General features: G+C 39.4%; 29 protein-coding genes. 4 read left to right on the forward strand and 25 right to left on the reverse strand.

All coding sequences use genetic code 11. The features are described 5' to 3' along the window. Positions 1-112 precede the first annotated feature (112 nt). The 7 genes from ABE099_RS08850 to ABE099_RS08880 form a co-directional block, all read right to left on the reverse strand. On the reverse strand, positions 113-1,300 hold the full coding sequence (locus tag ABE099_RS08850) for a phosphopentomutase (protein ID WP_430029423.1): 1,188 nt from the start codon (positions 1,298-1,300) through the stop codon (positions 113-115). Positions 1,301-1,306: 6 nt separating this feature from the next. Next, positions 1,307-2,224 (reverse strand): site-specific tyrosine recombinase XerD, encoded by a 918-nt coding sequence (gene xerD / locus ABE099_RS08855; RefSeq protein WP_430029425.1) that lies wholly within the window; start codon positions 2,222-2,224, stop codon positions 1,307-1,309. A 23-nt stretch (positions 2,225-2,247) separates the two neighbouring features. Further along, a complete protein-coding gene (locus tag ABE099_RS08860; protein ID WP_430029427.1) occupies positions 2,248-2,484 on the reverse strand; it encodes a DUF4227 family protein in 237 nt (78 codons plus the stop codon). Positions 2,485-2,729: 245 nt separating this feature from the next. Beyond that, the gene (locus ABE099_RS08865; RefSeq protein WP_430029430.1) at positions 2,730-3,191 is read right to left on the reverse strand and encodes a Fur family transcriptional regulator; all 462 of its coding nucleotides are present in this window, start codon (positions 3,189-3,191) and stop codon (positions 2,730-2,732) included. Between the two features lie 92 nt (positions 3,192-3,283). Continuing rightward, positions 3,284-3,895, reverse strand: coding sequence for a stage II sporulation protein M (spoIIM, locus tag ABE099_RS08870; protein ID WP_430030548.1), 612 nt, complete (start codon positions 3,893-3,895; stop codon positions 3,284-3,286). Between the two features lie 155 nt (positions 3,896-4,050). Beyond that, entirely contained in the window at positions 4,051-5,220 is a 1,170-nt protein-coding gene (locus ABE099_RS08875) for an endonuclease Q family protein (RefSeq protein WP_430030551.1), read from the reverse strand. Between the two features lie 107 nt (positions 5,221-5,327). Next, on the reverse strand, positions 5,328-5,897 hold the full coding sequence (locus tag ABE099_RS08880; protein WP_430029433.1) for an NUDIX domain-containing protein: 570 nt from the start codon (positions 5,895-5,897) through the stop codon (positions 5,328-5,330). Between the two features lie 145 nt (positions 5,898-6,042). On the opposite strand from ABE099_RS08880, the gene mciZ reads away from it, so the two are divergent. Next, a complete protein-coding gene (gene mciZ / locus ABE099_RS08885) occupies positions 6,043-6,210 on the forward strand; it encodes a Z-ring formation inhibitor MciZ (RefSeq protein ID WP_430029436.1) in 168 nt (55 codons plus the stop codon). Next, the gene (locus ABE099_RS08890; protein ID WP_430029438.1) at positions 6,203-6,784 is read left to right on the forward strand and encodes a hypothetical protein; all 582 of its coding nucleotides are present in this window, start codon (positions 6,203-6,205) and stop codon (positions 6,782-6,784) included. Before mciZ ends, ABE099_RS08890 begins: the two co-directional genes overlap by 8 nt. 55 nt (positions 6,785-6,839) lie before the next feature. Here the strand turns inward: ABE099_RS08890 and ABE099_RS08895 are convergent, their stop codons facing one another. Then, positions 6,840-7,964: a M20/M25/M40 family metallo-hydrolase gene (locus tag ABE099_RS08895; protein WP_430029440.1), complete on the reverse strand. Its 1,125-nt coding sequence runs from the start codon at positions 7,962-7,964 to the stop codon at positions 6,840-6,842. Between the two features lie 68 nt (positions 7,965-8,032). Between ABE099_RS08895 and prli42 the strand changes: the two genes are divergently transcribed. After that, the gene (prli42, locus tag ABE099_RS08900; RefSeq protein WP_210090249.1) at positions 8,033-8,131 is read left to right on the forward strand and encodes a stressosome-associated protein Prli42; all 99 of its coding nucleotides are present in this window, start codon (positions 8,033-8,035) and stop codon (positions 8,129-8,131) included. Positions 8,132-8,253: 122 nt separating this feature from the next. Here prli42 and ABE099_RS08905 read toward each other — a convergent pair whose 3' ends face one another. The 8 genes from ABE099_RS08905 to ABE099_RS08940 all read right to left on the reverse strand — a co-directional run bounded on the left by ABE099_RS08905 (position 8,254) and on the right by ABE099_RS08940 (position 15,112). After that, complete coding sequence (locus ABE099_RS08905) at positions 8,254-9,678, reverse strand: dihydrolipoamide acetyltransferase family protein (protein ID WP_430029443.1); 1,425 nt, start codon at positions 9,676-9,678, stop codon at positions 8,254-8,256. An 18-nt stretch (positions 9,679-9,696) separates the two neighbouring features. Next, a complete protein-coding gene (locus ABE099_RS08910; protein ID WP_430029445.1) occupies positions 9,697-10,683 on the reverse strand; it encodes an alpha-ketoacid dehydrogenase subunit beta in 987 nt (328 codons plus the stop codon). Between the two features lie 2 nt (positions 10,684-10,685). Further along, complete coding sequence (locus ABE099_RS08915) at positions 10,686-11,711, reverse strand: thiamine pyrophosphate-dependent dehydrogenase E1 component subunit alpha (protein ID WP_430029447.1); 1,026 nt, start codon at positions 11,709-11,711, stop codon at positions 10,686-10,688. Between the two features lie 140 nt (positions 11,712-11,851). After that, a complete protein-coding gene (lpdA, locus tag ABE099_RS08920; RefSeq protein ID WP_430029449.1) occupies positions 11,852-13,273 on the reverse strand; it encodes a dihydrolipoyl dehydrogenase in 1,422 nt (473 codons plus the stop codon). Between the two features lie 92 nt (positions 13,274-13,365). Then, the gene (locus tag ABE099_RS08925; protein ID WP_430029451.1) at positions 13,366-13,578 is read right to left on the reverse strand and encodes a hypothetical protein; all 213 of its coding nucleotides are present in this window, start codon (positions 13,576-13,578) and stop codon (positions 13,366-13,368) included. Between the two features lie 243 nt (positions 13,579-13,821). Next, positions 13,822-14,091, reverse strand: coding sequence for an LCI fold-containing protein (locus ABE099_RS08930; RefSeq protein ID WP_430029453.1), 270 nt, complete (start codon positions 14,089-14,091; stop codon positions 13,822-13,824). Positions 14,092-14,150: 59 nt separating this feature from the next. Then, positions 14,151-14,435, reverse strand: coding sequence for an LCI fold-containing protein (locus ABE099_RS08935; protein WP_430029455.1), 285 nt, complete (start codon positions 14,433-14,435; stop codon positions 14,151-14,153). Between the two features lie 395 nt (positions 14,436-14,830). Continuing rightward, positions 14,831-15,112 (reverse strand): LCI fold-containing protein, encoded by a 282-nt coding sequence (locus tag ABE099_RS08940; protein WP_430029457.1) that lies wholly within the window; start codon positions 15,110-15,112, stop codon positions 14,831-14,833. Positions 15,113-15,385: 273 nt separating this feature from the next. Here ABE099_RS08940 and ABE099_RS08945 point away from each other — a divergent pair, with 273 nt between their 5' ends. After that, complete coding sequence (locus ABE099_RS08945; protein WP_430029459.1) at positions 15,386-15,718, forward strand: antibiotic biosynthesis monooxygenase family protein; 333 nt, start codon at positions 15,386-15,388, stop codon at positions 15,716-15,718. 23 nt (positions 15,719-15,741) lie between these two features. Here ABE099_RS08945 and ABE099_RS08950 read toward each other — a convergent pair whose 3' ends face one another. From ABE099_RS08950 to ABE099_RS08990, 9 genes are all read right to left on the reverse strand, one after another. Continuing rightward, on the reverse strand, positions 15,742-16,290 hold the full coding sequence (locus ABE099_RS08950; protein WP_430029462.1) for an N-acetyltransferase family protein: 549 nt from the start codon (positions 16,288-16,290) through the stop codon (positions 15,742-15,744). 58 nt (positions 16,291-16,348) lie between these two features. Continuing rightward, on the reverse strand, positions 16,349-16,705 hold the full coding sequence (locus tag ABE099_RS08955) for a DUF3139 domain-containing protein (protein ID WP_430029464.1): 357 nt from the start codon (positions 16,703-16,705) through the stop codon (positions 16,349-16,351). A gap of 53 nt (positions 16,706-16,758) precedes the next feature. Further along, positions 16,759-17,103: a DUF4064 domain-containing protein gene (locus ABE099_RS08960; RefSeq protein WP_430029466.1), complete on the reverse strand. Its 345-nt coding sequence runs from the start codon at positions 17,101-17,103 to the stop codon at positions 16,759-16,761. A gap of 250 nt (positions 17,104-17,353) precedes the next feature. Next, a complete protein-coding gene (spo0A, locus tag ABE099_RS08965; RefSeq protein ID WP_430029468.1) occupies positions 17,354-18,163 on the reverse strand; it encodes a sporulation transcription factor Spo0A in 810 nt (269 codons plus the stop codon). Positions 18,164-18,410: 247 nt separating this feature from the next. Then, positions 18,411-19,745: a SpoIVB peptidase gene (gene spoIVB / locus ABE099_RS08970; RefSeq protein WP_430029471.1), complete on the reverse strand. Its 1,335-nt coding sequence runs from the start codon at positions 19,743-19,745 to the stop codon at positions 18,411-18,413. Positions 19,746-19,847: 102 nt separating this feature from the next. Further along, positions 19,848-21,587 (reverse strand): DNA repair protein RecN, encoded by a 1,740-nt coding sequence (gene recN, locus ABE099_RS08975; protein ID WP_430029474.1) that lies wholly within the window; start codon positions 21,585-21,587, stop codon positions 19,848-19,850. Between the two features lie 40 nt (positions 21,588-21,627). Next, positions 21,628-22,077, reverse strand: a complete 450-nt coding sequence (gene ahrC, locus ABE099_RS08980) for a transcriptional regulator AhrC/ArgR (RefSeq protein ID WP_430029476.1) — start codon at positions 22,075-22,077, stop codon at positions 21,628-21,630. Between the two features lie 29 nt (positions 22,078-22,106). Then, positions 22,107-22,550 carry a hypothetical protein gene (locus ABE099_RS08985; RefSeq protein ID WP_430029478.1) on the reverse strand — a complete coding sequence of 148 codons (444 nt, stop codon included), beginning with the start codon at positions 22,548-22,550 and terminating at the stop codon, positions 22,107-22,109. A 178-nt stretch (positions 22,551-22,728) separates the two neighbouring features. Beyond that, entirely contained in the window at positions 22,729-23,577 is an 849-nt protein-coding gene (locus tag ABE099_RS08990; protein WP_430029480.1) for a TlyA family RNA methyltransferase, read from the reverse strand. Positions 23,578-23,611: the final 34 nt, after the last annotated feature.

Below are 23,611 nucleotides of genomic sequence, written 5' to 3' on the forward strand. Positions count from 1 at the left end.
TTCTCCTCTTCCATGACTTTATTATTTTACACTAAATCCATTACTCAAAATCTTAGGTTACTCCGATATACTGCTTTGCTTTGCAAAAGTATTGGTTTTCGCTCGTAATTTGTTAAACAAGCTGACGCAAAAAGCTCTTTCCATGATTACTAGCATGTACGCCAAAGTTATCAGCAATCGTCGCTGCCAAATCAGCATAAGCACCTCTTACCCCAAGACTTCCATTACTTTTAAAAGAAGGGCTATATACTAATAAAGGTACATATTCACGTGTATGATCAGTTCCTGCATGAATCGGGTCATTTCCGTGATCAGCAGTCAAAATAAGGATTTCGCCTTCCTTCACACTTGCCAACATTTCTGGAAGATGAGCGTCAAATTCCTCCAATGCCTTCGCATAACCAACTGGATCTCTGCGGTGTCCATATAGAGAATCAAAATCAACCAAATTCGTAAACAACAACCCGTTAAAGTCTTCCTTCATTAGCTCAATTGTTTTTTCAATGCCATGTAGATTACTTTTTGTTGGATACGTTCTCGTAATCCCTTCACCACTAAAAATATCATTGATTTTACCCACTGCAATCACATCTCTACCCGCAGCTTTAAGGCTGTTTAACAAGGTAGGCTCAGGTGGGCTCACTGCATAATCATGACGATTAGGCGTACGTTTAAAATCACCTGGTGAACCTACAAACGGCCGAGCGATGACACGTCCTACTGAGTATTCAGGCTCAAGTGTCAGCTTGCGTGCGATCTCACAGGCACGATAGAGCTCATCTAGAGGAATCACGTCTTCATGCGCTGCAATTTGGAACACACTATCTGCGGAGGTGTAGACGATAAACGCACCTGTCTCCATATGTTTTGCACCTAGCTCATCCAAAATCTCTGTACCTGACGCTGGCTTGTTTCCAATCACCTTACGTCCTGTTTCATTCTCAAAGCGCGCGATTAAGTCACGCGGGAAGCCGTTTGGATACGTCTGGAAAGGAGTAGAAACCTTGAGTCCCATTAACTCCCAATGACCAGTCATCGTATCTTTACCGACAGAGATTTCTGCCATTTTACCGTAATAGCCACTTGGCTGATCTGCAGGTGTAATTTGTGCTAATGGAGCAATATTTCCAAGACCAAGCTGCTGCATGTGAGGCAACTTTACATTTGGTACCTTTTCTAAAATATGACCTAATGTATGTGCGCCAGTGTCGCCGTATTTCGGTGCATCAGGCAACTCGCCAATCCCTACACTATCTAATACAACCACCGTAATTTTGTTAAAAGGAACTTGCTTGTCCATTTTTCTTCACTCCTCATTGTGTAGTTCTTCATTTTCTTTTGCCCGCGGGTGAAAGGAGTCATACACGGATTTTAAATTTTGCTTCGAGCGCTGTAAATACACTTGAATTGTTGATATATCACAATGCCCAAGCATCTCCTGCACTGCACGAATATCAGCACCCCGCTCTAACAAATGCGAAGCAAAGGAATGTCTTAACGTATGGGGGGTCAGTTCATTTGTAAGTCCAGCTTCCTTCCCATACTTTTTTAACATTTTCCAAAAGCCTTGTCTACTGATCCCCTGTCCTTGACGGTTCAAGAACAAATGACTGCTTGTCCCTTCCTTATGTAAGACAGGCAATGCTTCTTTCATATAACGTTGTATCCATTTTACCGTAACTGAGCCAATTGGTATAATTCTTTCTTTGCCAGCACTGCTCACCCCTCGTACAAAACCATAATCTAAATCGATGTCCTGCACTTTAATGGAATTTAGCTCCGATACTCGTAAGCCTGTTGCATACAACATTTCAAGCATAGCCTTATCACGTAAACCTAATACTGTCGTCACATCTGGCATAGCAAGTAGCTTGTCTATCTCTTCAATGCTTAAAATGTGAGGAAGCTTCTTGTCATGCTTAGGCGTGTCCACCTTGACATAGGGATCTTGATTAATTACTCGCGTCGCAAGTAAATATTGAAAAAATGCCTTTAAGCTAACTGAAGCTCGTGTAATGGTTGCTGGCGCTTTTCCTCGTTCCTTTAGCGTAGAGAAATACAGCATAATGCTAGTACGTGTCACTTCTTCTAAATGATGAATTTCCCTTTCCTGCAAAAAGGCAAGAAATTGCTTAACGTCTCTTTCATATGACTCTAAAGTTGCTCCGCGTAAGTCTTTTGTTTCCTCCACATACGTAATAAAGGAGGCTACCGCCTGCTCCATGCCTCTTCCCTCCTTAGGCAAGGTTACTCCCCATACCAAAAAAATAACTTTAAGCGCTCAGACATTTTATCAACCCCTGACACACCATCCTGCTCAATATGAAACACCTTCACCGCTGAACCATCTGGCACACGATACTTATCCACAGGTAACAAATAAATATCGATGACACCTAATAGTTTGTACAAAAAATAGGCAAGCATCATAAAAATAATAGTGTATTTGCAAAACCGTACTAGCTTTCGTACTGAAATAATCATGCTCTCTTCCCCCACTACATATACTTTGCTTTTAATTTAGTATATCGTTTCTGTAGTGAGAATATGTTCCTTTCAATTATAACATAATCATATCCATTTATATTCAATTTGTTACCCGATAATAGTAAGTAATTCCGCACCCATCACGCATTAAAATATAGACATAAAAAGGCCGCCCTCTAATGTAAGCAGGACAGCCCTTATCTTCAATTATTCGTAAAAAATATACTATTAATACGTCTTTATTAGGATTTCTCTGATTCTTTGTTCTTAGCATTACAGCGATGACACACACCATGGAAATCAAGGCGGTGATCCAATACTGTAAAGTTAAATTCTTTATCTAAGCGTTCTTCAAGCTCGCCAAGCCAATCCTCACGAATCTCATCCATCGCTCCACATTGCACACAAATTAAATGGTGGTGGTGATGCTTCGACGTGTCTGTTCTTAGATCATATCTTGCTACGCCGTCACCAAAATTAATTTTTTCAACTACGTGTAGTTCGCTAAGCAACTCAAGAGTCCGATAAACGGTTGCAAGCCCGATTTCAGGAGCTTTATCCTTTACAAGCATAAAGACATCTTCCGCACTGAGATGATCCTCTTCATTTTCGAGCAATACCCTTACCGTGGCTTCCCGCTGGGGTGTCAACTTGTAACCGTGGGATTGCAGCTGTTGCTTGATTTTCTCGATCTTTGCTTCCATGTTCTCCCTCCCCAAGGAATCGCCGCATAATCTTAAACCACTTCTTTCATTATATGGGGAGTGAATCAACAAAGTCAATATTTTACTAGAACTCAAGCCACGAGTCTCATCAGCATTGGCGTCACCCAGGTCTCAAAACAAGCCGCAATTAAAATGACACCCGCCATCAACAAAATAATACTACAATACGATAGTAAAGAGGAATGATTGTGGTTAGGTAGCTTCATTAAAATACGACTTCGGATAATCCCAAGTGAAAAGCTAGTTGCTGCTACACTGGCTGCTAACAGAGCAGGAATTACAATCAGGTTATGTGGTGCAACCGCTATGAGGGCAAATAGGAGTCCTTTCCAGCTGAATTGACCCACTAAACAGCCTACTGTAAAGCCAATTAACACACCTTTAAAGAAATCCAACACAAAAATACCTGGCAAACCAATGACGGATAATCCTAAAATCCAAATTAAGCCTAACCACTTCAAATGTAGGGCAGCCACTTTTGCAAATGGAAGCTGTTCATATTCCGTCCCGCCTTGCGATATGGAGGTAAAAAAATTACTTAAATATCTCGATAAATCCTGCTGCTGCTCTAAACTTAACGCATTCACAAGCAAGGCTCCAAAAATAACACCCATTAAAAACAGCACTGACACAAACACATACAATGCGGTTTGATCCTTTAACGTATGGCGAAAATGATTCAGCATAATTGGAAGACTTCCTTTCATAGTTCAATTGCGATAGCTAGTACTATTAATAATGCTTTACTAATGCATTTACTAGTCCATATATCAAACTATGATTAGGCTTGTCTTGCTATGCCAATTATGCGAAACAATATCAATATAGATTTAGAAAATTATTTGTGTGCCTGCTCCATGCGTTGAACTTTTCCATAAACGCCACCACCACCAACAGAAACGACAAGCTCTCCACGTCTTGCACCACAAATGTAACCTGCTAGCTCAGTTCCTACAATCGTATCCAGCTCTTTATAAGATGCCTCATGCAAAATTGTCATTTCAGTGCCAAAGGTCTCTAGTAAGCGACGAAGCTTAGCGGGACCTAAGCCTGGAATAAATTCCAGAGGAATCTGATAGTGATAAGGTGGGCGATGTGGGGGAAGCTTGGGTGTTTTACGGTCTGCAATACTTAATATCCGATCCATCACACCCGTTACGATTTTTTTACTGCCACAAGCTGGACACAACTCACCCTTAACGCCAATTTCATCCATATTTTTGCCACACTGTGTACAATGCGTGCGATGGTATTTGCCTAGTTTCGGGTTCAGACCATAATTTCCGATCACCTTTCGACCCTCTTGGCGAAGTAAAGCTTTTTCAAATTCAAAATACGTTGGCTTTTGTAGCAAAAGCTTGTTGTATTCTCTACCGATTTTTTTAAGTGAATGGGCATCTGAGTTTGTTAAAATCGTATAGTCATCGAGTTCACTGATGAGTCCAGCCATATCATGATCCGCGCTTAAGCCTAGCTCCACCCCATGCAGTAGCTTAGGATCAAGCACATTACTCATTTTATCTGCACACGTGCCATAAATACTACGATGAGGCGTAAAGATATGGGCAGGGATCATCATCCCACCTCGACTGTATACCTCTTTTTGGATATCTAGTACTGGTGCATGAACACGCTGTGAGCTTAAATTGACATTTTTCATCAAAGGCTTTAACCATGCTGTAAAGGCAACAATATCCGAAAAATAAGGGAAAAAGACAAGCACATGTGCAGGCCCCATCCCTGGCTCCCGAAATTCAAGCTCACTTCCAAGTAACAAGGTCGTGCCTTGATAGGAGATCCCCCCATCCTCAAGCTCTGTCATTTCGCCAGAATCCAGTAAAGACTGAATATCGTATTGAACGCCAGGGGCATGGCAGTCAATAATGCCAGCTAAATGAATCCCCTTGCGATCTCTGGCCTCTTTTGCAATATTTTCAAAGGTCAAATCACGACTGCCACTTATTTTAACGGCTTGACCTTGGGAGGTAGACCCAATATGAATATGCATATCTGCATAATAAGGAGAAAGTAGTTCTTCATTTTGATGCTCATGTACATGTAAATGTTCATCCTCATGTTGCCCTTGTTGATCTTCGTTGAGATTTTCGATCATGATCACAATCCTTTATTTTCTTTATCCAGTAAACCTTGCTTCCACGCGTACACCGCAAGGATCGTTTTCGCATCTGCAATTCGTCCCTCTGCAATATAAGCCTCACATTCCTCTAATGTGGCTTCATATACTTCTAAAAATTCATCCTCATCTAAAGACATTTCCCCTTTTTGTAAATCAGAAGCAATGTATAAATGAATAATTTCATCCGCAAACCCAGGCGAAGTATAAAAAGAATGTAGAGGTTCAATCTTCCCACAGGTATACCCCGTTTCCTCTTGTAGCTCCCGTTTTGCCGCTTCCATCGGGTCTTCACCCTTTTCTAGCTTGCCTGCGGGAATTTCCAGCTCACAACGTCCCATTGGCTGACGAAATTGATCGACCAGCAATAGGCGTCCTTCATGTACAGCAAGCACCGATACTGCCCCTGGATGCTTCACAACCTCACGTGTCGCTTGATTACCATCTGGTAATTGTACAGTATCCACCTGCAACGAAATGACTTTCCCCTTAAAAATAGATTCTGTTGATATTGTTGTTTCATTAAGTGGGGATGACGATGATTTTTTCAATTAACTTCCTCCTAACGCATTACAGCGCGCAAAATAGTAATCTATTAATTTATGTTAAAAAGATAGTTTATTTAAGACATAACCTGTCCACCATGATCATATGGTGTTATTATAGCAAATCTATGTTAAAGGAGTGAGGCTTGTCATGAAATCATATTTTGGTAATGGTCAGCTTACGTTGCAAGGAAAGGCTTGGCAAATCCGTATTATGCTAAAGCAATGGCTACGAAACTATCAGGCTGATGTTTTATTAAGGGATGTTGTAGCCATTCAAGGCACAGTAGAGGCTAAGGTGGCAGGCTACCATGAATAAAGCGAAGCAAGTGCATTTGCACGTTGTTCCAGAGCCTAACGATAACAAGTCTATACCCATTGACATTTTGATAGAGCAATATGTTACTTCACAGCAATTTTCTGAGGCTGAAAATCTCGTTGCCCTTGATCCATGCGAATACATGTATAGCGTTTATATTGATGCTTTGTATAGACATGGCTATACGGAGCTTGTGAAGCAAAAACTACTAGAATATGAATGCAAAATAAAGCAGATTGAGCAAAACATCCATAGCTATGCTTATTTCCTACTCACTTGGATTAAGGCTGTAATCGCCTATGATGATGGCAACTACGGTGAAGCTTCTCGGCTCTTTGAGACTTTGACCCTTCGTCATCCACATGCAGGTCAGGCTTATTATGCTTTAGCCTCATCATCTCTTCATGAAAACATACAAAATTTGCATCGTAGAATTGAGCTCTATCATCCAACACCCCAAGAAGTGGACAAAATTAATACGTATATCGCTCACCTAACAAAATGCATTCAAATTGTTGATGCAACGGACTGGCATACACAAGATCACAGGAAAGCTAAAAACCCGATTGCCTAATTATGATGATTAGCTTCTCGGGTTTTGTAGATTTTTCTCTTTATTGGACGTTCAATTACTGTACAGTTTGCTTAATTATTTCTAATAAAAGCTCTGTAATTTTTACGATATCGTCTTGTTTGATTCGTTCCTTTGTCGTATGAATATCCTCATAACCAATAGCAAGATTGACTGTAGGAATCCCTAACCCATTAAATACATTAGCATCACTACCTCCACCTGACACGAACGTCGCGCCAGATAGTCCAAGGTTAGTAGCCGCACGTTTAGTTAGTTGTACAACAGGAGCATCATCCTCTAAATGAAAAGCAGGATAAAACATTTCACTCGTAAACTCTCCACGTGCTCCAAAATCCTGACAAGCAGACTCCATTGCTTCCTTCATAGAAGCTAATTGTGCTTCCACTTTATCTTGATACAAGCTACGAGCTTCACCATATAGTTTGACATAGTCAGGGATCACATTGGTCGCCCCACCACCTTCAAACTTTCCGATATTCGCGGTAGTATCGTCACTAATACGTCCTAGCTTCATACGGGCTATCGCTTTACCTGCGACCTGAATAGCGCTAATTCCATCCTCTGGATTGACCCCCGCATGTGCTGACTTGCCAAAAATCTCAATCTCCACACGTGTTTGCGTTGGGGCAGCGACACATATCGTTCCCACCTCACCGTTAGAATCAATCGCAAAGCCCATCTTTGCATCCAAATATTTAGCATCTAATGCACGTGAGCCTTGTAGACCTGATTCCTCACCCGCGGTAATCACAAATTGAATTTGTCCATGGGGAAGGTTGTTCTCACGAATGACCTGAATCACTTCGAACAAAGCCGCTAAACCGGCTTTATCGTCCGCACCTAAAATTGTCGTGCCATCACTACGAATCCAGCCATCTTCACCAACAATCGCTTTAATGCCATTACCTGGCGCGACCGTATCCATATGACAAGTGAGTAAGATCGGCTCTGCTTTGCTTGTTCCATCACCCTTTAACGTTGCAATAATGTTACCTGCACCATGGCCAGTTTTTTTGTAGGAATCATCCTCAATGACTTCTAATCCTAGGTCAGCTAATTGTTTTTTTAATACATCTGCAATATTTCGTTCATTTTTTGTTTCACTATCAATTGCAATAAGCTCCAGAAATTTTCCAATTACTCGTTCCTTCATGATCATTGTACTTTCCTCCTACGGAAATTTAGGTTAATATGATAAGAATGTTAATAATTAAAGGAGAACCAGATATGTCTAAAAAAACATTTAAAATCGTCGTTTACATTATGCTATTTGCCATGGTTGGCTCTTCATTACTTGCGTTATTAGAACCACTCCTATTTAGATAAGCAAAACCAAATAATGATATGTACTTAACCTAAAAGGAATTTAAGATTAAAACACGCAAAAAAAGTGAAAGAGACGGGATAACTACGCTCTATTTCACTTTTTTTGTTTTTTAGAGCATCAATTAGTACACCTGTGTGTCTAAAGTATAGCCCTCGATATTATCCTTCACACGTTGCATAAACCGCCCACAAATGACGCCATCCAAAATACGATGGTCCAATGACAAACATAAGTTCGCCATCGAGCGAATTGCTAACATATCATTAATAATGACCGGTTTCTTCACGATCGATTCAAAGGTTAAAATTGCCGCCTGCGGGTAGTTAATAATAGGCTGAGACAAAATGGAGCCAAATGAACCTGTATTGTTCACCGTAAATGTCCCATTTTGCATATCATCCAGTTTTAGCTTGCCTGCACGAACTTTGCTTGCTAAATCATCGATTTCTCTTGCTAAGCCTGCAATATTTTTCTGATCTGCCTTTTGAATGACAGGGGTTAACACTGAATCCTCTGTCCCAACCGCTAAGGAGATATTAATATCGCGTTTTACGATAATTTTATCCACAGCCCACACGGAGTTCATAATTGGATAATCCTTAATCGCACTCACAACTGCCTTCATCATAAAGGCTAAGTATGTTAAATTAATACCTTCCTTCTTCTTAAAGTCATCCTTTAGCTTATTTCTAAGCTGTACCATATTCGTAACGTCTACCTCGATCATCATCCAGCCATGCGGTATTTCCGATACACTTTGACGCATATTTCTTGCAATTGCACTACGAATTGGTGTGACATCAATCAAGTATTCAGAACGATTGCCAGCCTCCACTTCAATTTTAGGGATGGCAGGCGTTTCAGATAAATGAAGTCCAGAATTGCGCACTGGCACTACCTTAGGCTGCTCAACAGCAATTGGTGTAGGGTTAGCAGGTGCAGTAGGCACTGAGCTGATTGATGCAGATGGTGCTGTTGCTGTTGACGATGTAGCTCTTTGCGACGATGTAGATGCACCAGACTTAATGTAATTAAGCACGTCCTTACGTGTAATTCTTCCACCTAATCCAGAGCCTTGAAGCTGCTCTAACGCAATCCCATGCTCTGCTGCAAGACTTAATACTGCAGGGGAGTAACGTCCACGCAACGCTGAGTTGTCACTTCCACCAACATTGTTGTTCACATTTAATTGGTTTCCTACATTCACTTGGTTGTTCATGCTGACTTGTTCACTTACATTGATTTGACTATGACCTTGATCAATGCCTTGATTCATTTGTCCTTGCTCTTCACTTGCGACTTCAATCCGACAAATCAAATGTCCAACTGCAACCTCTTGCCCTTCATCTGCCAAAATTTCGCCCATAACCCCGTCCATCGTAGACGGAATTTCTGCGTTGACTTTATCTGTGATGACCTCACAAATCGGTTCATATTCCTCAACATTATCCCCTGGTTTTTTTAACCACTTGGCAATCGTAGCCGATACTAAAGATTCTGCGAGCTGAGGCATGACAACATCTACTAGGTTTTTGCTTTTTAACATCACATTTTCACTCCTTGCTTAATACAGCGCTAGCTGTAGCATAGCTTCCTTCACTTTATCCTTGTTGAGCATAAAGAACTTTTCCATTGGCGGACTAATCGGCATTGCAGGAACATCTGGACCACACAAACGATTGATCGGTGCATCAAGCTCAAATAAACATTCTTCAGAAATAATGGCAGACACCTCTGCACCTACGCCACCTGTTTTGTTGTCCTCATGTACAATCAGTACCTTGCCCGTTTTTTTAGCCGCAGCGATAATCGCTTCACGATCAAGCGGTTGAAGTGTACGCAAATCTAGCACATGCGCCGTAATTCCTTGCTCTTTCTCCAGCTCCTCTGCCGCTTGCATAATAAAATGAAGGGGTAAGCTGTAGCTAATTACCGTAATGTCATCCCCTTCGCGAAGCAGGTTCGCTTTCCCAATAGGTACGATGTAATCATCCTCAGGCACATCTTCTTTAATAAGCTTGTAGCATTTTTTATTTTCAAAAAAGAGAACAGGATCAGGGTCACGAACTGCCGCCTTCAGTAAGCCTTTTGCATCATAAGCTGAATAAGGCGCAATAATTTTTAAGCCCGGTGTTCCAAAAAAGATCGACTCCGCACATTGGGAGTGGTATAGCCCCCCAAAAATCCCCCCACCAATCGGCGCACGCACAACAAGTGGACAAGTCCAATCGTTGTTAGAGCGATAACGGATTTTAGCAGCTTCACTAATAATTTGATTCGTCGCTGGCAACATAAAATCAGAATATTGCATTTCAGCAATGGGCTTCATACCATACATGGCGGCACCAATCGCTACACCAGCAATCGCAGATTCTGCAAGGGGGGTATCAATGACACGTTCCTCGCCAAATTGCTCAATCAAGCCTTTGGTTGTTGTAAATACGCCACCTTTAACACCAACATCCTCACCCATTACAAATACGTTCTCATCACGCTGCATCTCCTCCTGCATGGCAAGCCGGATTGCGTCGATATATTCCATCACTGGCATAATTACTGATCCCCCTCACTATCACCATATACGTGTAGCAATGTATCCTCAGGCTTAGGAAATGGCGCAGCATCAGCATAGTCAATGGCATCCTTCAATTGCTTCTGAATTTCCTTCACCAAGGCTTCCTCCTGCTCCTCATCCCATAGTCCACACTCCACTAAATAAGACTTCAGCTTAGGAATCCCGTCCTTCGCCCAGTTCTCGTCTACTTCCTCCTTCGTTCTATAAGCCAGATCATTATCTGACGTAGAGTGAGGAGAAAGACGATACATCATCGCTTCGATTAAGGTTGGCCCTTCACCTGCAATGGCACGCTCACGTGCTTCTTTGACGACACGATATACTTCAAGTGCATCATTGCCATCTACACGTACACCAGGCATGCCGTATCCTACAGCACGATCAACAACACGTCCACCTAATTGCTTGCTTACTGGCACAGAAATTGCATATTGGTTATTTTCGCACATCACAATAACAGGCAGCTTTTGCACACCTGCAAAATTCAAGCCCTCGTGGAAATCACCCTGATTACTTGAGCCTTCTCCAAACGTAACAAATGACACGAGTTTTTGTTTTTTCATTTTAGCAGCCAAAGCTACACCTACAGCATGTGGAACCTGCGTTGTTACAGGGCTAGAGCCGGTTACAATACGTAGCTTCTTACTTCCAAAGTGTCCAGGCATTTGCCGCCCACCACTATTAGGATCTTCTGCCTTGGCAAAAGCACATAACATGAGTTCGCGTAACGTCATCCCTACACTAAGCACAAACCCATAATCACGATAATAAGGTAAAAAGTAATCCTTCTCCCGATCCAAAGCAAAAGCTGCCGCTACTTGTGCAACCTCTTGCCCAATCCCTGAAACGTGAAAGTTAATTTTCCCCGCACGTTGTAGCAATAGATTTCGTTCATCATATTTACGAGCGAGCAGTATATATTTGTACATGTCTACAACCTCAGCATCAGATAAACCAAGCTGCTTATGTCTTGACGTTGCTTCTGTCACACTTTTTACATTCATGGGAGTTCCCTCCTTCAATTATAAAAGATTAAAGAGATTTTAATTGAATAGAATCTTTATTGTCTCATCTTAAAACCTGGTACTAAATTAGTACCTGATACCAGTATACGCTTTTTTGCCAAAAAAAGAAAATGTTCATTTTAAACACTAGTTGCCATTCCATCTACAGCAAGCGCAGCTTCTCCTATAATTTCAGAAAGACTCGGATGTGCAAATACAACTTGTCCAATTTCCCAAGGTGTTGCATCTAAAATTTGGGCTAATGCGGCTTCATTTATAAGCTCCGTAACGTGAGGCCCAATCATATGAACGCCTAGAATATCATTACTTTTAGCATCTGCAACAATTTTAACAAAACCGTCTTTTTCACCTTGAATTAAAGCCTTGCCGATTGCCGCAAATGGAACCTTACCTACCTTCACCTCATATCCCTGCGCTACCGCCTGCTGTTGACTTAATCCTAATGAGGCCACCTCTGGTGCACTATATACACAGCGTGGAACATGTAAACTATTAAACTTGTGTCCATGTTGATCCGCCAAATGATTTACAGCCACAACACCTTCATGACTCGCAACGTGAGCGAGCTGTAAGCCACCAACACAGTCGCCAATCGCATAAATATGGGGCTCCGTAGTTTGCATATTTGAATTTACTTTAATAAATCCTTTTTCGAGGGCAATATCTGTGTTTTCAATTCCGATGGTATCTACATTTGCTTCACGACCAATAGAGATTAATAGCTTGTCTCCATGCAGTGTGATTTCTTTTTCTTTATGTCTAGCTGTGAGCTGTACGTTACCCTCTTGAACCGTATAAGATGAAGCATTTATCATCGCACCAGTGTAAATCGTTACGCCCTTTTTCTGTAATGCCTTACGGAGCTCATTTGCGATTTCTTCATCCTCATTAGGAAGGAGCTGCTCAGCCGCCTCCACCAAGGTTACTTTCACGCCAAAATCGTTAAGCAAAGAAGCCCACTCAACGCCAATCACGCCACCACCAATAATAATCATCGATGACGGAAGCTCTTGTAACTCAAGTGCCTCATCACTGCTTAAAATGTATTCACCATCAGGTGATAATCCTCCAAGTTGTCTTGGACGAGAGCCCGTTGCAATAATCAGGTTAGTGGAAACCACCGTTTCCATCTCCCCATCTTCAAGCTCTACTGCAACCGCACCGCTTTTTGGCGAAAAAATAGAGGGGCCAATCACTCGACCTTTGCCATGAATAACCTGAATTTTATTTTTACTCATTAAATATTGAATGCCTTTATGTAACTGATCTACAATGCCTTGCTTGCGTTCTTGTACCTTAGGAAAAACAAGCTCTACACCTGTTGCTTCAATCCCATATTTGATGCTTTCCTTCATTTGCGCATATAGCTCCGCACTACGTAATAACGCCTTACTAGGAATACAACCTCGATGAAGACATGTTCCACCCAATTTATCCTGCTCAATAATAACTACGTTTTTCCCCAATTGTGCTGCACGAATCGCCGCAACATATCCTCCTGTACCACCACCAAGAATAGCTACATCACATGTGATTGACATTCTCCTACCTCCATCGTTTTCATTCATAATCTATTACATTCATATATGAAACATACGTGTTAACTAGTATTCAATATTATGGTTCAAATCCATTATTCATATAATGCATCCTTTAATTTCGTAGACATACGCGAGCCCTTTTGAGAATGAAAAAGCACCGCCTTACGTAACCGTCCATTTTCTGCTTGAAGCTGCTGGGCTTGAGATAATAACTCACTAACCAGTTTCTTATGTTCTGGCAACATGACCTCATCCTCTAACATTGCCTCAAACTTAGCTAAGTCCAGTCCTTGATCAAGACTCATATTTTGTTTCCTCCGAATAAGTTAGACTTTAAAAACACATTAATTCCTGTCCTATTATAACATTCCTAAAATAACGAAAGCGAATCGAATTAAAGCTACAATTTTGAAGCTAAAATAAAAAACACCACTGTTAATTAGCTCAATGATTTAGTCATCATTAAAAACTAGATTAACATGTGGTGTTTTACTATTAACATATTTATTACTGAAATTACTTAGACTATCAATTTTAAAACTTTAATTTTAGATATTAGCCTGATAATGCCCGTAATACATGCCACCTGAATAGGAAATACCTTTCAGATACCAAGTAACTCCATTTTCAGTGAAGGAGTTCGCAAACACATTTACGGTATTAGGTACAGTTCTATTTATAATCGCTTGTGGTGAAATCTCAGCTCTCACAACTGAATTAGTAGGAGCTGCCTGACCTTCACTTGCAAAAGCTGGAGCTGCTGATACCATCATTGATAAAGTAAGCACTGAACTGAACAATATTTTTTTTACATTCATCAACTGAACACTCCTTTTAGTAATTTTAAGATTATTTTAAGATTTTAAAGATATCAAATTTAAATATTTGCTTGATAGTGACCAATATATTGACCGTTAGAATAAGTGATGGCTTTCAAATACCACGTAATCCCATCCTCAGTAAAAGAATTAGCAAATTGATTTACTGAATTATATATATATCGATAATAAATAGCCTGCGTGGTTACATCTGACTTCTCCGACTGAACCTGTAATGGAGAAGGATTCACACTTACACTTGACTCACTTGCAAATGCCGGAGCTGCTGATACCAGTAGTGACAGAGAAAGGACTGAGCTAAATAACGTTTTCTTCATGTTCATTGATAAAACACTCCTTTTAGTAATTTTATGTTGCATAAAAATAGTAACCTCTTTCCACCACAACAAAACATATTATCCATAAATTAGGTAATATGAAGTAATACGAAATAACCATATTAAGTCTTTTGCAGTAATTAATACAAAAAGTTATGTTGCAATTACGGAAGAAATATTAAATGTTGTTCAATCTAGCTTCTAAGCATGCTGGGTTCTAGGGATGGAAAACACACGAGAATGATGTTGGGATTACCGTTCTGGGGTATATAGATTTTTTAAAAATGTAAATAAAGCCCAAGCAACGATGTCTCACTTAGGGGAATAACCTCCGTTGTGACACAACGCTGTTGGGCATTTTAGTATCAATTATATTATTCTAGCCAATACAATATATAAAATTAAGACACATGGCCTTCGTAGCGAGCAACATATCGATTATGCTCATACGTAACTCCTTTTAAATACCAAGTCACTCCACCTTCTACGAAGGAACTCGCAAACTGATTTACAGAGCGATAGATATATCTAGTTTCAATTTTTTGAATCGTCACATTGGAGGTAATTCCTGCTGTTGATGAGGAAGCTGAGCTTACATTTCCTTCACTTGCGAAGGCTGGAGCTGCTGTTACTAAAAGTGCTAAAGATAGTACGGAACTAAACAACGTTTTTTTCATGTTCATTAATAAAACACTCCTTTTGGTTGTTTTTAGTTGCATAAAGATAATAACCCTTTCCAACCACAATCAATCATATTATCCATAAATTAGGTCGTAGGTAACAATTCCAATTCACGATTAAGTCTTTTATAACATTTTTATCATTTCACTTTTATGTAAAAAATCAGTTCATTAGTTCATATTAAAAATTATCAATAAAAATTTTAAAGTTTACAACAAGTGACCTTCATTCTATAATGAGTACTTTGATAAAAAAACTATAAAAGGGGAGTTACTATGAGCGAAATAGCAAAAACACCACAACCACCGTATTATGCAGTCATTTTCACTTCGGAACGAACAGAAGGAGATCATGGTTACGGTGAAATGGCGGAAGAGATGTTCAATCTAGCCTGTAAACAAGCAGGGTTCTTAGGGATGGAGAGCGCACGAGAAGAGGTGGGGATTACCGTTTCTTATTGGGACTCTCTCGAAGCAATAAAGAAGTGGAAACAAAACGAAAGACATTTGGTTGCACAACAAAAAGGGAAATCGGAATGGTACGCCACGTATAAAACGAGAATTTGCAAGGTGGAGCGAGACTATGGGTTTGAGTACAGTACGGTTTAGTTGTGCCGGTGTTCCACTTATTATTAGTTACTATTAAATCTTCCCATTAAAATTGTATTATAAAATTTTCCGTCAGATAAAATCTTATCATTTTTTAAAATACCCTCGATTTCAAATCCGAATCTTTCGTATAACTCAATTGCAGTTGTATTAGTTTCTAAAACACTTAGCGTTATTTTTTTAACATTATTAGAGTCAGCCCAAGCAATACATTGTGTTAGGAGGTTTTTTCCAATTCCATATCCCCAAAACTCTTTCAATACGCATACACCAAATTCAACTTTATGAGAAAATCTTTTGAGGTACGTTCCAGCACACCTTGAAAAGCCAACAATTACATTATCCACAACAGCTACTAAAAATAAGTTTCTTGATCCAGTTGTATCGGCCTCTATTAATTGTTTAAATGCTGCTTCATCAATAAAAGCTTCTCCGCTTTCCCGATCAAGATTTTCTGTTTCACCATCAAGCTGTAATCTCAACTCAGACAATTCTTTTGCATCACTTGGGGTAGCAGACCGAATACAATAGTGCAGACCTTTTGCTTGAAATTGTTTATCGTTAATGATCATGATGTTCCCCTTCCCATATGTAAGTGACTCTAGACAGTAATTTTCTCAATCTAATAATTTACCAGTTTTTCGGATCAAAGTGTTTTAATTGTTTCTCAGTTAGTTGTTTTTTCAAACCCTCTTCTGTGATCTTGTAGGCAAATTGAAATACGCTGTTATGTGCAAAATATATGTACTCAACATCTGGCTCATCCTTAAACTTAACTACAGCATAAAATGGTGGCAACTTAATCCCCCATACCCCACGAACTTCTTCAATCTCATCTTTAGTGTATTTCTTTTCTCCTAATAAATATTGAGTTACCCGATGTGCATATATGATTTTATTCGCTTGTACATAAATTACTGGTGTTAGTACTATAGCAAGCAAAATAATACTTAATATAACAAAAGTTATCTTATGTTTACGCTTCATACATGCACATCCTTTAAGTTATTTCAAAAATACATCAGTTTCAAGAAATAAACTCACATCCCTCTTGATCTATCAGCAGGTACAGTATTTTGCTTTGATGAAACGCCCATAAAACCAGCTACAATAAAAAGTATAGCTGAAATTATATAAAATAAAGCGATGCTAATAAAGCCACCTACGCCTGAAATAAGCAATAACCATCCTGACATTTTGGGTTTGTTCTTAGAGATTGCACCTGCAATAATACCTAAAATGCTAAACAACATCGCAATAAAACCCTGTACGATAACTTCGTCAGCTCCATCTATAGAAATTGCCGAACCTAATCCTCCAACAATCATAGCTAAAATCGAGCTAAGAATTCCAAAAATTCCACCAATAATACCCATCACTAACATGTAAAATAGACCACCTTATAATTATGTATTTTTACTTCTATTCATGTCGCTTTCATTTTACATTAAAAGCTGTAATACAACCACAATATTTTCCAATATAATGTATTGAATTTGTGTCACTAGTTATAGTAAATAAAAAATACGCCCACCCAGACGAGAAAATTCTCGAAAAGTGAACGTATTATTAACTATCTTATTGTTTGAAATAACCTTTTTAGTCATTACCCTTTTTATTTGTATCCAATGACTTTCAAGACACCTTATGCTCAATTCTGAGCTTATCAGCAACCATCGCAATAAACTCACTGTTAGTTGGTTTGGACTTACTAATGTTAATGGTGTAGCCAAACAAGTGGCTAATGGAGTCGATGTTGCCTCTTGTCCATGCAACTTCAATGGCATGTCTTATCGCACGTTCTACACGAGAAGGTGTAGTTTTAAATTTCTCAGCGATGGCGGGATATAATGTTTTTGTAATGGAACCTAAAATTTCTATATTGTTATACACCATTGTGATGGCTTCACGCAAGTATTGATATCCTTTAATATGTGCAGGAACTCCGATTTCATGTATGATGGCAGTAATATTAGCGTCTAAATTTTTTCCTTTTCCTAAAGGAACGATGTTAGCTTTTGTGTAGGAGGATGATGTTGTTGATCCTAACGTAAGGCTTTGGCTGACACCTACAAGCTGACGAACCCGATTAGATAATACCTCCATGTCAAACGGCTTCAAAATGTAATAAGAAGCGCCCAATTGAACTGCACGTTGCGTAATGTTTTCTTGACCAAAAGCTGTCAGCATGATGATCTTGGGTTGTGGAGACAAGTTCATATCACGTAAACGTTCCAATACACCAAGTCCATCCAGATGCGGCATGATAATGTCTAATATTAAAACGTCAGGAATTTTGTCTGCATTTTCGATCATCTCTAATACTTCTTCGCCATTGTATGCTATCCCTGTGACAACCATATCGTCCTGCTCCGATATATATTCTGCAAGCAAGTTAGTAAATTCTCGATTATCGTCCGCTAATAACACCTCAATTTTCTGCACTGACAACTTCCTCCTTAAAATTAGAAAAATTTTCTTTTATTTTCTCTAAATTAAGGATTCGACAGCCAAAGGTAAATTCCTCCTGTCGAAAATTATTTTTCTTTATTTTTTTTTGAGGTTGAGCTATAATAAAATATTTATCAACAGCATGTGATTTAGTTCGTGATCATTCGACATTTTTAGGTATTATTTTATTGTTAAAGGATTTTAGCTTAATAAAAATTAAACAAAAAAAATCTTAAGGCGATTAGCTCGCCTTAAGATTTGCAACTGTATTTTGGCTCTGATTTTTAACTACACCCGCATCCTGTAGCATCCATTCAATAAAACAGCCATAACCTGATTTAGGATCGTTCACAAATACATGTGTTACTGCTCCAATGAGCTTGCCATTTTGAATAATTGGACTGCCGCTCATCCCCTGCACAATTCCGCCTGTTTTTTGAATCAATTTAGGATCAGTAATACGAAGTACCATTCCTTTAGTTTGTGGTGAGTTTTGCTTAGAGACATGAACAACCTCAATTTTGTAACGTTCAACCTTTTGTCCTTCAACTACAGTTAAAATTTCAGCAGGTCCTTCCTTCACTTCCTCCGCAAATGCGACTGGAATGGGTTGCTGATAAACACTATGGCTTGGATTTGACTCCATTTTACCAAAAATACCGAAATGAGTATTCCGCTCAATATTACCTAAAACTTTACCTTCTTTTAAGAAATGAGCTCTTTTTTCACCCGGCTCCCCACTTTCACTTTTGGAAATCGAGGTCACACTGGATTCTAAAATTTCTCCACTACCTACTACGATGGGTGTTTGAGTGTTCATGTCTGTTATAACATGTCCCAATGCACCATATACCTGATGCTCTGGGTCATAAAAGGTTAAGGTTCCTACACCCGCAGCGGAATCACGAATGTATAACCCCAGTCGCCATGCCTGATCTTCATTGTCAAATGCAGGTGACAGCTTTGTATGATACACCTTGCCTTCACGCTTGTAAGTAATTTTTAAAGGTTGCTTGTTTGGAGCCGACGACTCCACAATTTTACCAACGTGCTGTACATCCTTTAATAACACTCCATTAATATGGGTAATTAGATCGCCTGGCTGAATGCCAGCTAACTCTCCAGGAGAAATCTTCTCCTTTTTTGTTGACACTTGATGATGTCCCACAACTAAAATACCGGCAGATTTAACTTTAACGCCAATAGTTTGTCCACCTGGGATTACTTTTAGATTTGGAACAACATTTACCTTGACCGTTTTGAAAGGTAATCGTCCAAACAGCTTCATTTCAAGCTCTGCTTGGCCACTATTTAATGAAGATAATGTTACAGGGCCTCCTGTGGAGAAACATGAGGTGACATCACTGCGATCATTTAGCTTAACAACATCAGGATGATCCACTGTCACTTCAGTTTGAACGGGTAAAGCAAGTGTAAGCTGATGATTTTCGCCTTCAACGAGGCGGATTTCATCATAAAATAAGGGGGAAGCAGTTTTAAGCAACATGCTGCTTGCTAAACAAAAGAAGAAAGCAAGTAAAAGACCGGATAATCTTTTCTTGAGATTGTGGTTCAATGGCTGTCACGCTCCCTTTGCTTCTTTCGCTTGACGAAAAGGTGGTCGCCAATTGCGTACCTATAAGATACCCCCCGAATTCTGTTTTATGACTGTCAATGATTACTCAGCCATGCTAAAAGAAGCCTTTTGTGACATACCTAAATGAAGCATATCTTGTGCGTGCTGTAACGTTTTATCTGTGATTTCTACGCCTCCGAGCATACGTGCAAGTTCCAGTATTCTGCCATCACCTGACAGAGCTTCCACCTTAGTGACCGTACGCTCATCCTGAATCATTTTTTCGATTAAGTATTGTTCATCTGCCATACAAGCCACCTGAGGTAAATGACTAATGGAGAACACCTGACAACCATTAGATAAACGATATAGCTTTTCAGCAATCGCTTGTGCCGCTCGTCCACTCACTCCTGTATCTACTTCGTCAAATATCAACACAGGTATCGATTCATGCTTTGCAAAAATGCTCTTTAATGCCAGCATAATACGAGAAAGCTCTCCACCTGAGGCAATTTTACTCAAAGGTCGAGGCGGTTCTCCTGGGTTAGCAGAAATTAAAAACTCAACAATATCCAAACCGTGCTTGGATGGTTTTATTTTTTGACCTTGCCATTCTGTACCAGTAGCTACATCTTGACTCATTTGGAATTGTACTTGAAATACTGTTTTATTCATTTGCAAATCTTTAAGCTCATTTTCAATTTCCTGCGCTAGCTGCTCAGCCTTCTTCTTACGTATCGCTGACAAAGCCATCGCCTGCTGCATTAACTCAATCATCAGCTTGTCTCGCTCTGATTGGAGCTGATCCAACAGTTCATCCTTGTTTTCAAGCGCATAAGCTTCCGCTTTAATTTTTTCGTAATAGCTTAAAATATCAGTTATGTTATCCCCGTATTTACGGCGTAATGATGAAATCAAGTTTAATCGATCCTCTACCTCATCTAAGCGCGAAGGGTTAAATTCAATATTTTCACGATAATCACGTAAAGCATAAGAAGCATCCTCTAATTGATAAAAAGCGGATTGAAGCTGCTCTACAATGGGTCCGATTACCTTTTGATCAAATGCGGAAATATCCTGCATTCTTGATACCGCCCTTGCTATCGTATCCAAGCCCTGAGCTCCATACAATAACTGGTAAGCTTCAGAAATTGCACCCATCATTTTTTCGCTATGGGTTAGTTTTAGCTTTTCTTCTGAAAGTAATTCTTGCTCACCTTCTTTTAGTCCCGCCGCTGCAATCTCTTCAAGCTGAAATTTATATAGGTCGAGCATCTGTAACGATTGTTGATTCGTATTACGTAACTCGTTAAATTGTTTATCTACTTTTATAAAGGATTTAAATATTTCTTGATATTGCTGTTTAACAGGATTAATCGCCTCTGCACCATAAGCATCAAGCAAGCCGAGATGTCTTTCTGAGCGCAGCAAATTTTGATGATCATGTTGACCATGCAAAGCAATGAGACTTTCTCCAACTTCACGGAGCATGGATAAATTAACAAGCTGTCCATTTATTCTTGCTGTGCTTTTTCCTTGTTGACTAATTTCACGCCGAATAATGAGTAGTTCATTGCGCTCTGCACGTATCCCGAGGTTATCTAAAATGTGCCAGACAATATGACCTTCATCTAAATCAAAAGAAGCTTCCATCTCAGCCTTTTCGCAGCCATAACGTATTAAATCAGCAGATCCTCTTGCACCTGCAATTAAGCCTAACGCATCAATAATGATCGATTTCCCTGCACCTGTCTCACCTGTAAGCACGTGAAAGCCACGATGAAAGTCAACTTCAACCGCTTCAATCACTGCCAGATTAGTAATAGATAAATGAACTAACAAGACAGCGCAACTCCTTTCACTAACACCAACCGCAAGCTACTTATGAAATGAAACCCATAATTTGATTAATAATAAATTCACTATACTCTTCGTTTCTGCAAATCATTAATATCGTGTCGTCTCCGCAAATAGTACCTAATAAATCTGACCATTCCATGTTATCAATGAGAACAGCTACAGAATTTGCAGTTCCTGGTAAGCACTTAATTACAACCAAATTACCAGTGTGATCAATACTAACAAAGCTATCCACTAAAGCACGTTGAAGTTTTTGTACAGGATTATAGCGTTGTGCGGTTGGCATAGAATATTTATATTTTCCTTCATCCGTTGGAACCTTAATTAGCATTAATTCCTTTATATCTCTTGATACTGTAGCTTGGGTAACTTGAAAACCAGCATTTCTTAGTGATGATACTAAATCATCTTGTGTTTCGATTTCTTGATTTGCAATAATTTCGCGAATTTTAATATGCCTTTGACCCTTCATTTTATCCTCCAATTATGTTTAACTTAGGTTTATTCCTCATCATCTTCATTACTAGTTAATTTAACCACTTTGATTTCATTACGCTCTAAATCTACAAATAACACACCCGCACACTCGGGATAGAGAAGTAAATAAGGCAATAATTCCTTCCTTACTCCACTCCCTGTCCACTCCATATTGAGTCTTTCTTTAGAGGTCCGTACAAGATAATATTGCTGATGTCTAGTCACAATATAATCTATAAATATACGACTGTGTAATTCCTTCCCATTCACATCAAATGTAAGGGGAACCTTCATCTTATCGCTAACGACCTCATAACCATGTTCCTCTAATAAAGTGACAGCAGGGTGATCTATAATCTCATCATTAAATTCGAATTTCCAATGTGAGCCTATAGAAATTGGTTTGTTGAGCCAAGAACGTAATCCATAATAAATCAAATAAAGTAAAAAACATGTAAAAATGATCATCAGTAAATTTTCAGTGTTTAGTCTCACCTCAAATCACCTCAACCATTAATTCGACGAAAAGAACCTACCTCCTGTTTATCCTTAACACAATTATAAGATAAAATTAGTAAATATACATGTTTTCATCATTATAGCGAACATTTGTTCTTTTTTCAACCAATAAAAAATCCACCTTAATTTAAGATGGATTTCCTCTAAACTGGAGATGTGCTTCCTCCACTACTTTTCTAGCGACAACTTGAATTTGACTAAATTCCATAGAGGGTAGGTTTGCATTCTCCTCTTCATTTAATGAAAAATGAGCCAAAAATTCAATATTCCCCTCTCCACCTGTTATCGGTGAAAAAGTAACGTGATGCAGAGCAAAACCTAAATGAACAGCAAAGCCTAAAATATCTTCAAGCACCTGTACATGTACCTTAGCGTCTCTTACAACCCCAAGCTTACCAACCTTTTCACGGCCAGCCTCAAACTGCGGCTTAATTAAAGCAACAATATGCGAAGGCTTCTTCAGCAATTCAAGTAATGGAGGCATAATAATTTTCAAGGAAATAAAAGACACATCAATACTTGCAAAGTTTGGATCTGGTCCATCAAGATCAGATGGAGTCATATAGCGGAAATTAGTCCGCTCCTTGACATTTACACGCTCATCACTCCGTAATGACCAATCTAATTGGTTATACCCTGTATCTATGGCATATACATAGCTTGCACCATGCTGTAAGGCACAGTCTGTAAATCCTCCAGTAGAGGAACCAACATCTAGCATAACAGCATCCTGCATATTTAAGTCAAACGCCTTGATTGCCTTTTCAAGCTTAAGACCACCACGACCAACGTAAGGATGGATCGCGCCCTTTACCGATAATGCAATATCTCTAGGCACCTTAGTTCCTGGCTTCTCAATGCGTTCATGTCCATCAAAGACAAGACCAGCCATTATGGCTGCCTTTGCCTTTTCTCTGCTATTAAAATACCCTTGTTCTACCAGCAATACATCAATACGTTCTTTTGGAACTGACATAAGACTCTCCTGACTTTAACGTACAACAACGTTC

The sequence above is a fragment of the Paenibacillus turicensis genome (assembly GCF_050461185.1).
Classification (GTDB): domain Bacteria; phylum Bacillota; class Bacilli; order Paenibacillales; family Paenibacillaceae; genus Fontibacillus; species Fontibacillus turicensis_A.